Below are 14,470 nucleotides of genomic sequence, written 5' to 3' on the forward strand. Positions count from 1 at the left end.
TCGCAGGCAAAGAGCTAGGACCGCGGCATGTCCTCCGACCTCGCCTTCGCCTGTCCATGCGGCACCGTTTCCGGCACCCTCCTCAACGTCGGTCCGGACCAGGGCGACCATGTCATATGCCATTGCACCGACTGCCAGGACCTGACGCGCCACCTCGGCCACGCGAACCGCGTGCTCGACGCGCACGGCGGCAGCGCGCTCTACCAGTCGCGCTGCGCAAAAATGCGCCTCGACACCGGCCGCGAGCGGCTCGCCTGCGTCCATCTGACCGACAAGCCGACGCTGCGCTGGTATGCGACCTGCTGCGGCATGCCCTTGTTCAACAGCTATGCGAACGGCAAAATCCCCTACATCACCACCCAGCTCGCCGCTTGCGACCCGGCGACGCGCGACACGCTGGTCGGCCCGCCGCTTGGCCACCTCTTCACGCAGGACGGCATCGGCGACACCGGCGCGCTGCCCAAGATGAGCATGGGCCAGCTGATGCGCCGCTTCTTCCCGCGGATGATCAAGGACATGCTCTCGGGCGATCGCCGCCGCTGCGAACTGTTCGACACCCGGACGCTCGAACCGATCGCCACGCCGCACCGCCTGACCGGCGAAGAGCGGCGGGCCTTGCGCCGCTAAACTTCGTCATTGCGAGCGAAGCGAAGCAATCCAGAGCGGATTACGCGACTCTGGATTGCTTCGCTTCGCTCGCAATGACGAATGAGGATTAGGATGCCAAACGCCCCCTTCGCCGCCCACCACGCCGACCTCGCCGCACTCGCGGCGGACGACCGCCGCCGCACCCTCGTGCCGCGCGCCGGCATCGACTTCGCCTCGAACGATTATCTCGCCCTCGCCGGCTCCTACGTCCTCAACGAAGCCGTCGCGCAGGGCCTCCAGCGCGGCCTGCCCGCCGGCTCGGGCGGCTCGCGCCTGCTGCGCGGCAACCACGAAGAGCATGAAGCATTGGAGGCCCACGCCGCGCGCCACTACGGCAGCCAGGCGGCGCTGTTCTTCCCCACCGGCTTCGCCGCCAACGCCGCGCTCTTCGCGACGCTGCCGCAGCGCGGCGACCTCATCGTCCACGACGAGCTCATCCACGCCAGCGCCCACGACGGCATGAAACTCGGCCGCGCCGACCGCGCCGCCGCCGCGCACAACGACCCGCAGGCCTTCGACGACGCGATCGCCGGCTGGCGCGCCAGGGGAGGCACCGGCACCGCGTGGATCGCGGTCGAAAGCCTCTATTCGATGGACGGCGACCGCGCCCCGCTGGCCGACCTCGCCGCGGTCGCCGACCGCCACGACGCGGTGCTGATCGTCGACGAGGCGCACGCCACCGGCGTCTACGGCCCCGCCGGCGCCGGCCTCGCCCACGCGCTGGCGCCGCGCGACAATCTCATCACCCTCCACACCTGCGGCAAGGCGCTCGGCTGCGAAGGCGCCCTGCTCTGCGGTCCCGCGATCGTGCGCGATTTCATCGTCAACCGCGGCCGCCCCTTCATCTTCTCGACCGCCCCTTCGCCGCTGATGGCCTGGCTCGTGCGCCAGGCGCTCGAAATCGTCGCGGGCGAACCCGAACGCGCAGCGCGCCTCCACGACCTCGTTGCCCACGCCGAAACCCGCCTCGCCGCGCTCGGCCTGCCCGCCAGCGGCAGCCAGATCATCCCGGTCGTCATCGGCGACAACGCGCGCACGATGCGCATCGCCGGCGCGCTGCAGGAAGCCGGGTTCGACGTCCGCGGCATCCGCCCTCCCACCGTCCCGCACGGCACCGCGCGCCTGCGCATCGCGATCACCCTCAACGTCGGCGAGGCCGACATCGACCGCATGACCGACACCCTCGCCGCCGCGATGGCCGACGCCTGATGCCGCGCTTCGTCGTCACCGGCACCGACACCGGCATCGGCAAGACCGTCTTTGCCGCCGCGCTCGCGGGAGCGACCGGCGCCCCCTATTGGAAACCGGTGCAGGCTGGCCTCGACGACGAAACCGACAGCGAGGTCGTCGCCCGCCTCGCCAACGTCGCGGTAGTGCCCGAGGCCTACCGCCTCGTCACCCCCGCCTCACCCCACCGCGCCGCCGAGATCGACGGCGTGACCATCGACCCCGACCAGCTCACACCCCCCCAAGGCGACCTGATCGTCGAAGGCGCCGGCGGCGCCCTCGTCCCGCTCACCCGCACCCTGCTCTACGCCGACCTGTTCGCGCGCTGGCAGATTCCGGTGATTATCTGCGCGCGGACCAGCCTCGGCACGATCAACCACAGCCTGCTCACGATCGAGGCGCTCCGCGCCCGCGACGTTCCGATCCACGGCCTCGCCTTCCTCGGCGACGCGGTCGAAGACAGTGAGGCAATCATTGCGGAGATATCGGGCGTCCGCCGCCTCGGCCGCCTGCCGATCGTCGATCCACTAACGCCGGAAAATCTTGCACGCGCATTTGCAGCAAACTTCGACCTGGCGGATTTCGGCTAACCCCTCGTGTTCCCCGGCGAAAGCCGGGGTCCATGGAAGCGTCGCACTGGCCCCGGCTTTCGCCGGGGAACATAACGGACATAAGCAATGACCCACACCGACCAATCCCCCGTCTGGCACCCCTTCACCCAGCACGGCCTCGGCGACACCATACCGCTCATCGCCCGCGGCGACGGCGCGCGCCTCTACGATGCCGACGGCCGATACTGGATCGACGCCATCTCCAGTTGGTGGGTCACCACCCACGGCCACGCCCACCCGCGCATCATGGCCGCGATCCGCGACCAGAGCGAAAAGCTCGACCAGCTCATCTTCGCCGGCTGGACCCACGAGCCCGCCGAAAGCCTCGCCGCCGAACTGGTCCGCATCACCCCCGCGCCGCTCACCCGCGTCTTCTTCTCGGACTCGGGCTCGACCAGCGTCGAGGTCGCGCTGAAAATGGCGCTCGGTTACTGGTATAATATCGGCGAGCCGCGCAGCCGCATCCTCGTCCTCGAACACAGCTATCATGGCGACACGATCGGCACGATGTCGGTCGGCGAGCGCGGCGTCTACAACCGCGCCTGGCAGCCGCTTCTGTTCGACGTCGATACCATCCCCTTCCCGCACGAGAGGCAGGAACAAGCCACGCTCGACGCGCTCGAAGCCGCCTGCGCCCAGCACCCCGCCGCCTTCATCGTCGAACCGCTGATCCTCGGCGCCGGCGGCATGCTGATCTATCCCGCGTGGGTGCTCGCCGAGATGCGCGCCATCTGCGCCCGCCACAACGTGCTCTTCATCGCCGATGAAGTAATGACCGGCTGGGGCCGCACCGGCACCCGCTTCGCCTGCGACCAGGCCGGCGTCATCCCCGACATCGTCTGCCTGTCGAAGGGGCTGACCGGCGGGAGCCTGCCGCTCGCGGTCACCCTCTGCATCGAACCGATTTTCGAGGCGCACTGGTCGACCGACCGCGCCAAGACCTTCTATCATTCGTCGAGCTACACCGCGAACCCGATCGCCTGCGCCGCCGCCAACGAAAATCTCGCGATCTGGCGCGACGAGCCGGTGCAGCAGCGCATCGACACCCTCGCCGACGCACAGGCCGCGCACCTCGCGATGCTCGGCCACGACCCGCGCGTCGAGCGCCCCCGCCGCCTCGGCACCATCGCCGCCTTCGACATCGCCCAGCCCGACGGCGGATATCTCTCGGCCCTCGCCCCGCGCCTGATCGCCTTCTACCGCGACCACGGCGTCCTCCTCCGCCCGCTCGGCAACACGCTGTACGTGATGCCCCCCTATTGCATCACCCCCGAAGACCTGGCGCAGGTGTGGACCAGCATCGCCGCCTCGCTCGACGCCCTGTAAAGCGATCCTCCCTGTGGCGAAGCCATGGGGAGGGGGACCGCTCGCAAAGCGAGTGGTGGAGGGGCCGCGGCCTTGCGCCAACGCCTGCCGCCTTCATCGGCGCGAACCGAACCGCTATCGCCCCGATCCCGCGGGCGTGACTTGCCCGCGGGTTAGGCTTAGGTTCATCTCGCCCGCCTATCGTCGCCACAGGACGGGGACGGTTCGAGGGAATGACGCCAGAATGACCACGCCTGCCCGCCTCCTGCTCCCGCTGCTCGCCGCGCTGGCGCCGATGACGCTCGCCTTCGCCGTACCCGCGCAGGCGCAAGCGCAGGACGACAGCCTCGCCATGTCGTCGCAGCCGCCCGAAAAATTCTCCTTCCTCATCGCCTATGGCAAGGACGAATGCCCCGAGGCCCAGGGCGACGAGATCGTCGTCTGCGCGCAGGAGCCCGAGGCCGACCGCTACCGCGTGCCCAAGGAATTGCGCGAGGAACTGCGCGAAGAGGACAATGTCGGCGGCGGCAGCTGGGCCTCGAAGGTCGAGGGGTACGACGACATCGCCCGCCTCAGCCGCCCGAACAGCTGCTCGGTGGTCGGCACCTACGGCTTCACCGGCTGCACCAGCGCGATGCTGCGCCAGTGGTTCGCCGAGCGCCGCTCGACGCAATAGGCCTCGCCCCCGCCTAGCGGATCAGCGACGCGCCGGCATAGGGATCGTGCGGCTGATAGGGCGGCGGCGCGGGCGTCGCCGGCAACGGCGGCGCGAGCGCGGCCTGCTGCACCGCGGCATCACCGCCATTGGCCCATTGCACGAACGCCGACGCGAGCGACGGCGCCGCGAAGAGGATGAAACAGCCGAGGATCACCGTCGCCCCGCGCCGCAGATCGACCCGCCCCGCGAGCATCGCAAAACCGATCGCGGCGACCGCGATGGTCGCGGCCCCGGTGGCGATCGAGCCGGTGGCGACGCTGGCGAGCCATTGGCTCGCGGCGACGAAGGAACCTTCACCGAGTGATGCCATCGACCAGTGCTCCCGCCGATGATCGGTACGATTGTCTGCGAGCACGACAATTCAGGGATTGTTGCACCTGCCTCAGCAATTGCACATCGTTCATGGAGCCGACGCCACGAACTATCTGTGCCTCCCGGTACAGCGGCCCCCGGTGCATAATCCCATCCTCAAAAACATCCGATCGCGACGATTACCCCGCTTGGTGACATGATACGTGGGCCGGGCAAGATCATGGCAGGATACGGGAAATCTGTAATTTAGCGAACAGAAAACCGTAACCCCGCCGAATCCCACGCCTGCACGACAACCCTACTCTTCGCTACATTCCTTGTCGAAACCCATGACTCCCCTAGTCAACGGTACCAGAATTATGTCTTTTCAGTATCAGTGACAGGACAAATGCAGAAGAAGAAAATATTACTATGGCGCCATATTCTCCACTATAAACATAAAAGTAAATTGCAATAATAGAGAAAATAGCAAATATTAATATCGAAATTTTCAGAAAATTTTTCACGGGCAACCCAGCGATGCGAGCTTTCCTCCTGCCCAACCGATTCCTCCCAGAACGATAAGTATAGCTCCGACAGCTTCCCCATCAGGAACCAAAGGAGTTAAGAATCCAGCAGCCCCAATAGTACTTCCAGCAACCATCGTAGCTTCCGATGAACTAGCAACCGCCTTCCCAATACTGCATCTATCATGCTTCCGCGCCGGAGCTTTTTTGCTTTCTCCTTTTTTCGTATCTGCCGCAGCTGCGGCCATACCCGCGAACTCGCCACCCGCCATGCCACGCGGCACACCACTAACAACAGAAAGCGGACCAAGCGGTGCGGGCATCGGCACCGCCCGCGTTCCCGTAACCACGATCTGATCCCTGTTCGGATCATCCGGCGGACAAGTATTGGGCCGGCTAGCACAATCCTCAGACCGATTGATCGCCAGCCCCAGCGGATCGCTATTGTTCACCGGATCGCTGCGCACATAATTATACCAGTTCATCCCGTCGCTATACCCGATCGGATCGGTCTGCATGAACCGCCCCAAGGTCGGCGAATACATCCGCGCCTTGTAATACCACATGCCCGCCTCGGGCAGCCACATCTGGCCGGTGTAGCCGAACTTGCCGACATTGCCCGATGCCGGGATGCCATATTCGTCATAGCTGTTGACCGCGATCGTCGCGCCCGCGCTGTCGGTCACGCTGACGATGCTGCCGCGCTCGTCGGCCATCAGGAAGCGGCGCGTCGTGTTGTTGATCGCGCTGCCCTCATACCATACGATCGGCTCGTCGACGCCGGGGCCGTGGACATAGCGGCGGTGCACCGACGCGACGCCCTGATATTCGGCGATGCGGTTCGTGCCGTCATAGGTATAGCGGATCAGCGTCGAGCTGATATTGACCTTCGCCCCGCCGAGCCGTGCCAGCGCGTCATAACGGAACAGCGACCCGCCCGGCCCGCCGGTCAACAGATTGTCGGGGCTGTAGGTGAAGCTGTTCGTCCCGTCGCTCGTCAGGTTGCCGCGCGCGTCGTAGGCAAAGGCCGTGCTGCCGACGTTCATGATGCGGTTGAGCCCGTCGGCGACATAGGCGCGATCGACATTATAATGCCCTGGCCAGGCATAGGCGTCGTTGCCGCGCGTGACGCTCGCGATCTGCCCCGCGGGGTTATAGGCGAAGCTCTGCACCAGGTCGTGCGTCGTCGCCGCGCCGCCCAGATTGTTGGTCAGCGTCGCCAGCCGCTGGTCGGCGCCATAGGCAAAGCTCTGGACGCTGCCGTTCCCGAAAGTGATGCTCGAACGCCGCCCCAGATTGTCATAGGCATAGTCGGCGAGCACGCCGACCCCGCTGGTCGCGCCATTTTCGCGGACCTTCGTCACATTGCCGGCGACGTCATAGTCGTAATTGACCGTCAGCACGCCCCCCGGATAGGCCAGCGACAGCCGCCGCCCCGCCGCATCATAGGTGTGCGTCGTCGTCCCCAGATGTTGCGTCTCGCTCGTCAGCCGGCCCAGCGCGTCGTGCGCGAAGGTCAAAGTCTCGCTGTTGCGCGTCGCGCTCACCGCCCGGCCGAGAAGATCATAGCTGTACGACGTGTCATCGACCGTCCCGGTGAGATCGCTCAGCGTCACGCGATCAAGGTTGTCGATCGTGTAGGCGATGCTCGTCCCGTCGCGCAGCCGACGGTTGGCGACATTGCCGTTGGCGTCAAAGGTCACCTCCTCATAATCGGCCGCATTCGCCGCATTGGCGCCCTTGGTGGTCGAGGGATATTCGGTCTTCGAACGGCGGTTAAACCCGTCATAGGTATAGGCGGTGCGGTTATTCTCGGCATCGATCACATGCGCGACGGTGCCATAGTTGATATTATAGGCCACGGTCACTTCGTCGGCCTGCTACGCGGTACCGAAGCCCGTCTGGACCTTGGTCACCATATCCATGGCGTTATAGCTGGTCTTGGTGATGCGATCCTCGCCGAAGCTGCCCGCGGTGCCGAGCGTACAGGCGCTCGTCGGCAGCGATGTGTAGATCGCCGGGTTCATGCGCTCGGCGACGCAATCGACGCGCCCGCGGCCGTCGTAGCTGGCCTGCGTCACCGCCTGCGTGACCCCGCCCGACTTCAGCTCGGTCTTGGCTGGGCGCGCATTGGCGTCATAGGTGGTCGCGACATTCTGGGCGACGCTCATCGCCGCCCAGTCGCCGTCGGACTGGCTGTTCACATTGCCGACTTCGACATTGGTCGGCCGATTGTCGAGATTATAGGTCGTGCGTTGCGCCAGCGGCTTGCGCGCGCCCGCGCCATCGGGATCGGGCCCGACCGTGCCCACCACGCGCCGCCGCGCGTCATAGCGCGTCCGGCTGGTGTCGTCGGTTCCGGCAAGGGGGCCGTCGACCGTCAGCCGGTTGCCAACATTGTCATAGGTGAATGCGGCGGTGGCGCTGAGCGCCCCGTCGCCTGAGGACTTGGTGACCGAAACAGGCAGCAAATTGTTCGGCGTCCCCGCCACCTGCGGTCCGTAACCGACCGCGACCTTCGTCTCATCGGCGACGCCTGTGCAACTTGCCGCTGTCTGGCAGTTTGAAACCCCCGTCAGGCGATACACCGGCGCCCCGGACGCGACGATCGATCCCGCGCTGTTCTTTGCATAGGCCTGATATGACTGGTAGGTATAGCGGGTCTGCGGCCGCACCCCGCCCGCCGTCGCCGCAGGCAACGTCACCGTCAGCACCCCGCCATGAACGGGGTCATAGGTATAATCGGTCTGGTTGCCCTTGGCGTCGCGCGTCCACAGCGGCTTGTTGCAGATCAGCGGGTTGGTACAGCTGGCATCATAGCCGGCGGTGGTGATGATATCCGCCAGTCCCGATCCGGTCTTGGCAACGGTCCGCGTCTGGGTGACGTTGCCGCGCGCATCATAGCTATAATGGATCTGGATGCCTTCGTAGCTGAGCGAAGCGACCTGTATGCGCCCCGACGCGTCGCGGACATAGCTCCAGTCGCGGTTGAGCGCGTCGTTGTCGCGGGTGACGAAATTATAGGTGACGTGCGATTGGACGTTGCGCGTGTAGGACGGCGGCCCGACCACCGATACGGACCGCAGAATCGGTCCCGCCGAATAGGTATAATTAAAGGTCACCCCCTCGTTGACCACGCTCGACACCCGTCCGCTGGCATAGGCAACGGTGACCGAATCGCTCGCTGCGGTCGCGCGGCGGATGCCGACAATCTTCGTTCCCGGCGCGTCATAGCTATAGCTGCGCAGCGTGCCGGTGGAATCGGCGACGGTCTCGCTCGTCCCCGACTTGGTATAGGTTACATAGGGCCAGGCATTGGCGAAGGAGCAGCTGTCGGCCATCGGGTCGCAATATTCGACCGCATTGTTGACGGCGGTCGCCTTCGTCACGCGCCGCCATTCGGTCAGGCCAGGATAATCGGCCAGGCTGTTCGACGCATATTCCAGCTTGATCTGGTACCCCGCGCGATTGGTGATCGACTGCGGCCGTTCCACGCTGACCATTTGCACCGGCTGGTTGCAATTCACCCCATTCCAGTCGGGCTGGCAATATTGCGCCGTCTTGTTGTGATAGGTCCAGCGGTCGCCGCTCGGGAAAGTGATGTGCCGCGCCATGCCGACATTCTTGCCGGTATAGAAGTCGGAGACCGGAGCGCCAAACACCGCGACGGTCCCGTCAGGCCCGGTATAGGTGAATTCGCTGCCGGTCAGCACCAGCGTCGCGCCATTGCCCTCGGTCGACACGAAATTGGGCCATGTCGTATAGGTAAAGCTGTCCGACCGGCCGCCGAAGCTCACCGTATAGGTGGAGCCGACATAGCTGATCGTCGCGAGCAGATTGTACCGCCACGCCGACTCACTCCAGATGCGTCCGAAACTCAACCCTTGTTCACCCTCACCGATCGACAGGTCGGATTCGGACGTGTTGAACGACATATGCATCAGATCGACGCCATTCTCGTCGATCTCCTGACGGACCGGCGGCACGACCGGCGTCGGCTGCGCCAGCGCCTGCGTCGCCGACCCCGACGCGATGATCGTGCCCGCCAGCAATGCGGCGATCCGCATATTTCCCCTGTTGCGACCCTGTTTCATACAAACCCCTGCGATGTGCGCCTCGGCGCGGGACAAGCAGGCGCTGTCGCGGCGATGCCCATCGCCCCGTTTCCTGCGCCCCAATCTGTTTCTGGTGAGCGGCCAAACGCCGCCCGACAGCCCCTAGGGCGGCGGGTTCGGCGAGTTGGTGGTCTTCAGGCGGGTGCGGTTGTCGGCCTTGTCATGGGTGTATTCCACCGTGACATTGTTGTTCACGGTACCGGTGCGCACGACCTTCACCAGCCGGCCCTTAGCATCGTAACTATATGCGATAGTTTCTGCCGCATTAACCGCAGTAATTGGTACCAATATGGCAGCAATCGTCAACGCCGTTCGGTAGATCCTCATAAGCGATCAATCCCTTTTTCCGCGAATCGAAGGAAATGCTCGATTTTCTATTTATTTGATCTTTAAGCTATCTTTGCGTGCCGCCCCCGTCAACTTGATGACCGCGAAATCGTCCATTGCGGCGAAAAAGCGCCGCCGCGCCCGGGGGCGCGCCATTGACGCCGCCCCCCGCGCCGCTCTAGCCTCCGCCCTCCCCCACCAGCCCGGAGCTTCCTCATGCGTTACGCCCTCCCCCTCGCCGCCATCGCCGCGATCATCGCGGTTCCCGTCATCGCGCAGCAGAGCGGCCCGCCGGGCGCGCCCGACAAGGCGCGCGTCACCGCGGGCACCTATGCCGCCGACCCCGGCCACACGATGGTCGTGTGGGAGGTCGATCATTTCGGCTTCAGCAAATACACCGGCCTCTTCGGCGACGTCACCGGCACGCTGGTGATCGATCCCGCCAATCCCGCGGCGTCGAAGGTCGAGGTGACCATCCCCGTCGCCAAGGTCACCACCGCCAGCGCCGGCCTCACCGGCCACCTGCTGCGCGCGGGCAAGGACGGCGGCAAGCCCGACTTCTTCGGCGCCGCCCCCGCCGACGCCAAATTCGTCTCGACCCGCGTCGTCCTCGACGACGACGGCGACGAGGCCAAGGTCACCGGCAACCTCACCCTTAACGGCGTGACCAAGCCCGTGACCCTCGACGTCGATTTCCACGGCGCCGGCACCAACCCGTATAACAAAAAGGCCACCGTCGGCTTCAACGCCGAGGCGACGATCAAGCGCAGCGACTTCGGCATCGCCTTCGGCATCCCCGCGGTCAGCGATGCGGTCGACCTCGAAATCCACGCGGCGTTCGAGAAACAGTAAACACCCTCGTCATTGCGAGGAGCGAAGCGACGCGGCAATCCAGAGCGTGCGTAAGCCGCCCTGGATTGCTTCGCTTCGCTCGCAATGACAACGGGATATGGTTCATCGCCCATCCATCCCCCACCCCTTAACCTCCCGCCACCAAGAGGGAGGATCATCATGCGCAAGGCCCTGCTGCTCGCCGCCATTCTCGCCGCGTCCCCCGCGCTGGCGCAGACCAATCCGCTGATCGACTATCCCGGCTTCCAGGCGCTCACCGCCGAAGTCGGGCCGCAGCGCGCCGAACGCCTGCTCCCCTTCGCCGCATTCAAGGCCGAGGCCGCGAAGTCCGAAGTCCTGCTCCTCGATGCCCGCTCGAAGGATGCCTTCGCGCGCGGCCATATCGCGGGCGCGGTCAACCTGCCCTTCACCGATTTCACCGCCGACAGCCTCGCGGCGGTCGTCGGCGCCAATCCGGACCGCCCCATCCTCATCTATTGCAACAATAATTTCTCGAACAACCGCGCCCCGGTGCCGACCAAGGCGCGCCCGCTGGCGCTCAACATCCAGACCTTCATCAACCTCGTCGGCTATGGCTATGCCAATGTCTGGGAACTCGGCGACGTCGTCGACTTCGACGATCCCGCGGTCGGCTGGGTGAAGGGCTAGCTCCGCCCCCCAATCTGTCACACGCGCCCGCTATGCCCGGACGCGGGGCCATCCCCGCCCCGCCCCATTGCGCAAGGAGCGTATGTGATGAGCGAACTGGTACGCGAAATCGTCGAAGTGAACGCCTTCATCGAAGGCGATGAGGACAATCCGCTGCTCACCGTCGAGGCCGAGGGTCTGGCCGCGACGACCGGCTGGACCGCCGTCCGGCTCGACGCGCATGTCTATATCACCCCGCCCGAGGACGGCTATCAGGACTTCGACCTCGTCGGCGATCGTCCTGCGGAAACGTCGGCCGACGCCCTCACCCCGGTCGAGGCCGCGTGGGAAGGCCCGCTCGACGACTGGGTCGTCGGCGTCCGCGTCCACGCCATCGACAATCTGGTCGAGGACGAGATTTTCGAATTCGAGGAAGAGGATGACGCCGACAGCGAGGCCGCCTGACGCCCGCCGCCGCCGCATCCCCCCTGCGCCGGACCGCGAACGCCGTATCGCGGTCCGGCGACATTTTGCGCCCCTCCCCCTTGCCAAGCGCGACATTTTGCATCATTGGGTCGCCCATGCGCGGCAACGCCCTCCTTCTTCTGCGACTTACACGCCCTTGGGCGTGACGATGACGCTGCGCCCAAGGTGGCGCGCGACCGCCCAAGGGTAATTCGACACCAACTCCCTTCTCGCAGAAGAACCCAGACCCATGACCATGCTCCGCGACCCTTCGGTCAAATATACCGCCTTCCCGCAGGTTCCCTTGGCGACCCGCGACTGGCCCAGCCGCGTCACCACCAAGGCGCCGATCTGGCTGTCGACCGACATGCGCGACGGCAATCAGGCGCTGATCGACCCGATGGATGCCGAAAAGAAGGCGCGCTTCTTCGATCTGCTCGTCCGCGTCGGCCTCAAGGAAATCGAGGTCGGCTTCCCCAGCGCCGGCGCCACCGAGTTCGACTTCATCTCGGGCCTCGTCCGCGACGGCCGCATCCCCGACGACGTCACCCCGCAGGTGCTGACCCAAAGCCGCGCCGACCTCATCCGCACCAGCTTCGACAGCCTCGCCGGTGCCAAGACCGCGATCGTCCACGTCTATAACGCGGTCAGCCCCGCCTGGCGCCAGATCGTCTTCGGCATGGAAATGCCCGAGATCAAACAAATCGCGATCGAGGGTGCCAAGCAGCTGCGCGACAATGCCGCGCGCCTGCCGCAGACCGACTGGCGCTTCGAATACAGCCCCGAAACCTTCTCGACCGCCGAGCTCGATTTCAGCCTCGAATGCTGCGCCGCGGTGATGGACATTCTGCAGCCGACCGTCGAGAACCCGATCATCCTCAACCTGCCCGCGACGGTCGAGGCGGCGACCCCCAATATCTACGCCGACCAGATCGAATATTTCGCCAAGAATTTGCCGAACCGCGACCGCGCGCTGATCAGCCTGCACACCCACAACGACCGCGGCACCGGGGTCGCGGCGGCCGAGCTCGGCCTGCTCGCGGGCGCCGACCGCGTCGAGGGCTGCCTGTTCGGCAATGGCGAGCGCACCGGCAACTCGTGCCTCGTCACCATCGCGCTCAACATGTACACGCAGGGCATCGACCCATGCCTCGACTTCTCGAACATCGACGAGGTCATCGCGACGGTCGAATATTGCAACCAGCTCCCCGTCCACCCGCGCCACCCCTATGGCGGCGAACTGGTTTACACCGCTTTCTCGGGCAGCCATCAGGACGCGATCAAGAAAGGCTTCGCCGCGCGCGAACGCCAGAATGACGAACGCTGGCACGTCCCCTACCTGCCCATCGACCCCGCCGATCTCGGCCGCAGCTATGAAGCGGTGATCCGCGTCAACAGCCAGTCGGGCAAGGGCGGCGTCGCCTGGGTGCTCGAACAGGACAAGGGCCTGAAACTGCCCAAGAAGATGCAGGCAAGCTTCAGCCACATCGTCCAGGCGCTCGCCGACGAGACGAGCCGCGAACTCGGCGCCGACGACATCTGGGGCGCCTTCGAAACGACGTACCTCAAGGTCGAAAACAAGCGCTTCCAGCTCGTCGACTGGTCCGAAAGCCATGCGGGCAGCGACCGCATCTTCGCCGGCAAGCTCACCATCGAAGGCACCCCGCGCACCGTCAGCGGCCGCGGCAACGGCCTGATGTCGAGCGTCATCGCGGCGCTCAGCGAAAGCGGCGGCCCGATCATGGACATCGTCGACTACAGCGAACACGCGATCGGCCAGGGCAGCAATGTGCAGGCCGCCGCCTATGTCGAATGCCGCACCGCCGACGGGCGCAGCCTGTTCGGCTGCGGGCTCGACACCGACGTCGCGACGGCGAGTGTGCGGGCGATCCTAAGCGCCGCGAACGGCGCGTAGAAGTCAGCCCCTCCACCACTTCGTGGTCCCCCTCCCCATCGCTACGCGACAGGGAGGATTGGCGCACAACGCAAAATCCTCCCTGTGCCGAAGGCATGGGGAGGGGGACCGCCCGAAGGGTGGTGGAGGGGCACCCGCGCCTTAAGCAATTGAAAAGCACGCCATGCGATCTTCCGCTCTCCGGGGGAGAATTGCCATGCGCCAATGCGCCATCGTCATCCTGATCGCAGCGGGCCTTGCCCTGACCGGTTGCGCCAAGCCGTGGGAACCCGAACGCGGCCCCGGGCCGCTCAAATTTGTGGACGCCTGCCCCGGCCGCAAAGCGCCCGTCGTCGCCGACTTCGGCCCGCAAGGTGTCACCGCCGCCTATCATTTCGTCGTGACGGGCGCGTCGGAAAAGGAGATCGCCGCCCTGATCGACCGCGCCGAAAAGGCCGGGCTGGAGGTCCATCTCGCCTCGCTGACGATCGTCATGAACGGCACCGACGCGCTGTTCGCCAGCAGCAAGGCGCCGCTGCTCGACCAGCCCGCGGTCGACGCCGAATTCGCGGCGATCTGCGCGATCAAGGTGCGGAGCACCCACCTGACCAACGTCCAGTACAACCGCGTGGGTATCGAGGATCAGTGGATTCGGATTCGCTGAGCGAAGCACCCGGCCCCTCTACCGCCTCGAGGCCCGCTCCCTTTCGCTTCGCGACAGGGAGGATTTGGCGCCGTCCCCAAAAATCCTCCCTGTGCCGAAGGCATGGGGAGGGGGACCGCTCGCAAAGCGAGTGGTGGAGGGGCGATGCGGCGCCAGCGGCGCTTTCTCATTGAAACGGAATCAGGTGACGGAAATCTGG

Annotated in this window: 14 protein-coding genes; 10 read left to right on the top strand and 4 right to left on the bottom strand. The window is 65.5% G+C overall.

The window, feature by feature from the left end; translation table 11 throughout:
- Positions 1–27: 27 nt before the first annotated feature.
- The 5 genes from EEB18_RS03200 (at position 28) to EEB18_RS03220 (ending at position 4,467) form a co-directional block, all read left to right on the top strand.
- Positions 28–627 (top strand): DUF6151 family protein, encoded by a 600-nt coding sequence (locus EEB18_RS03200; protein ID WP_187142307.1) that lies wholly within the window; start codon positions 28–30, stop codon positions 625–627.
- Between the two features lie 93 nt (positions 628–720).
- Entirely contained in the window at positions 721–1,857 is a 1,137-nt protein-coding gene (locus EEB18_RS03205) for an 8-amino-7-oxononanoate synthase (RefSeq protein WP_187142308.1), read from the top strand.
- Positions 1,857–2,465, top strand: coding sequence for a dethiobiotin synthase (gene bioD, locus EEB18_RS03210; protein ID WP_187142309.1), 609 nt, complete (start codon positions 1,857–1,859; stop codon positions 2,463–2,465). The genes EEB18_RS03205 and bioD overlap by 1 nt, the downstream gene beginning before the upstream one ends.
- Before the next feature lie 87 nt (positions 2,466–2,552).
- Positions 2,553–3,812, top strand: a complete 1,260-nt coding sequence (locus EEB18_RS03215) for an adenosylmethionine--8-amino-7-oxononanoate transaminase (protein ID WP_187142310.1) — start codon at positions 2,553–2,555, stop codon at positions 3,810–3,812.
- 223 nt (positions 3,813–4,035) lie between these two features.
- The gene (locus EEB18_RS03220) at positions 4,036–4,467 is read left to right on the top strand and encodes a hypothetical protein (RefSeq protein WP_187142311.1); all 432 of its coding nucleotides are present in this window, start codon (positions 4,036–4,038) and stop codon (positions 4,465–4,467) included.
- 13 nt (positions 4,468–4,480) lie between these two features.
- Here the strand turns inward: EEB18_RS03220 and EEB18_RS03225 are convergent, their stop codons facing one another.
- From EEB18_RS03225 to EEB18_RS03240, 4 genes are all read right to left on the bottom strand, one after another.
- Positions 4,481–4,819, bottom strand: coding sequence for a TrbC/VirB2 family protein (locus EEB18_RS03225; RefSeq protein ID WP_187142312.1), 339 nt, complete (start codon positions 4,817–4,819; stop codon positions 4,481–4,483).
- Positions 4,820–5,323: 504 nt separating this feature from the next.
- Positions 5,324–7,195 carry an RHS repeat domain-containing protein gene (locus EEB18_RS03230; protein ID WP_187142313.1) on the bottom strand — a complete coding sequence of 624 codons (1,872 nt, stop codon included), beginning with the start codon at positions 7,193–7,195 and terminating at the stop codon, positions 5,324–5,326.
- 12 nt (positions 7,196–7,207) lie between these two features.
- Positions 7,208–9,394, bottom strand: a complete 2,187-nt coding sequence (locus EEB18_RS03235) for a hypothetical protein (RefSeq protein WP_187142314.1) — start codon at positions 9,392–9,394, stop codon at positions 7,208–7,210.
- Positions 9,395–9,544: 150 nt separating this feature from the next.
- On the bottom strand, positions 9,545–9,769 hold the full coding sequence (locus EEB18_RS03240) for a hypothetical protein (protein WP_187142315.1): 225 nt from the start codon (positions 9,767–9,769) through the stop codon (positions 9,545–9,547).
- A gap of 216 nt (positions 9,770–9,985) precedes the next feature.
- On the opposite strand from EEB18_RS03240, the gene EEB18_RS03245 reads away from it, so the two are divergent.
- The 5 genes from EEB18_RS03245 (at position 9,986) to EEB18_RS03265 (ending at position 14,271) form a co-directional block, all read left to right on the top strand.
- Positions 9,986–10,621, top strand: coding sequence for a YceI family protein (locus EEB18_RS03245; protein WP_187142489.1), 636 nt, complete (start codon positions 9,986–9,988; stop codon positions 10,619–10,621).
- A gap of 159 nt (positions 10,622–10,780) precedes the next feature.
- Positions 10,781–11,269: a rhodanese-like domain-containing protein gene (locus tag EEB18_RS03250; protein ID WP_187142488.1), complete on the top strand. Its 489-nt coding sequence runs from the start codon at positions 10,781–10,783 to the stop codon at positions 11,267–11,269.
- 87 nt (positions 11,270–11,356) lie between these two features.
- Positions 11,357–11,713 (top strand): hypothetical protein, encoded by a 357-nt coding sequence (locus EEB18_RS03255; protein ID WP_056349775.1) that lies wholly within the window; start codon positions 11,357–11,359, stop codon positions 11,711–11,713.
- Between the two features lie 250 nt (positions 11,714–11,963).
- Positions 11,964–13,628, top strand: coding sequence for a 2-isopropylmalate synthase (leuA, locus tag EEB18_RS03260; RefSeq protein ID WP_187142444.1), 1,665 nt, complete (start codon positions 11,964–11,966; stop codon positions 13,626–13,628).
- 196 nt (positions 13,629–13,824) lie between these two features.
- The gene (locus tag EEB18_RS03265) at positions 13,825–14,271 is read left to right on the top strand and encodes a hypothetical protein (protein ID WP_187142443.1); all 447 of its coding nucleotides are present in this window, start codon (positions 13,825–13,827) and stop codon (positions 14,269–14,271) included.
- Positions 14,272–14,470: the final 199 nt, after the last annotated feature.

Origin of the sequence: Sphingopyxis sp. OPL5, from assembly GCF_003797775.2 — a bacterium.
In the GTDB taxonomy this organism is placed as follows: Bacteria; Pseudomonadota; Alphaproteobacteria; order Sphingomonadales; family Sphingomonadaceae; genus Sphingopyxis.

Excerpts from the sequence above, each read along its gene's own strand:
- EEB18_RS03205 (WP_187142308.1), top strand. The coding sequence starts at position 721 with ATGCCAAACGCCCCCTTCGCCGCCCACCACGCCGACCTCGCCGCACTC.
- EEB18_RS03225 (WP_187142312.1), bottom strand. The coding sequence starts at position 4,819 with ATGGCATCACTCGGTGAAGGTTCCTTCGTCGCCGCGAGCCAATGGCTC.
- EEB18_RS03255 (WP_056349775.1), top strand. The coding sequence starts at position 11,357 with ATGAGCGAACTGGTACGCGAAATCGTCGAAGTGAACGCCTTCATCGAA.
- leuA (WP_187142444.1), top strand. The coding sequence starts at position 11,964 with ATGACCATGCTCCGCGACCCTTCGGTCAAATATACCGCCTTCCCGCAG.
- EEB18_RS03200 (WP_187142307.1), top strand. The coding sequence starts at position 28 with ATGTCCTCCGACCTCGCCTTCGCCTGTCCATGCGGCACCGTTTCCGGC.
- EEB18_RS03245 (WP_187142489.1), top strand. The coding sequence starts at position 9,986 with ATGCGTTACGCCCTCCCCCTCGCCGCCATCGCCGCGATCATCGCGGTT.
- EEB18_RS03215 (WP_187142310.1), top strand. The coding sequence starts at position 2,553 with ATGACCCACACCGACCAATCCCCCGTCTGGCACCCCTTCACCCAGCAC.
- EEB18_RS03265 (WP_187142443.1), top strand. The coding sequence starts at position 13,825 with ATGCGCCAATGCGCCATCGTCATCCTGATCGCAGCGGGCCTTGCCCTG.
- bioD (WP_187142309.1), top strand. The coding sequence starts at position 1,857 with ATGCCGCGCTTCGTCGTCACCGGCACCGACACCGGCATCGGCAAGACC.
- EEB18_RS03220 (WP_187142311.1), top strand. The coding sequence starts at position 4,036 with ATGACCACGCCTGCCCGCCTCCTGCTCCCGCTGCTCGCCGCGCTGGCG.
- EEB18_RS03240 (WP_187142315.1), bottom strand. The coding sequence starts at position 9,769 with ATGAGGATCTACCGAACGGCGTTGACGATTGCTGCCATATTGGTACCA.
- EEB18_RS03235 (WP_187142314.1), bottom strand. The coding sequence starts at position 9,394 with ATGCGGATCGCCGCATTGCTGGCGGGCACGATCATCGCGTCGGGGTCG.
- EEB18_RS03250 (WP_187142488.1), top strand. The coding sequence starts at position 10,781 with ATGCGCAAGGCCCTGCTGCTCGCCGCCATTCTCGCCGCGTCCCCCGCG.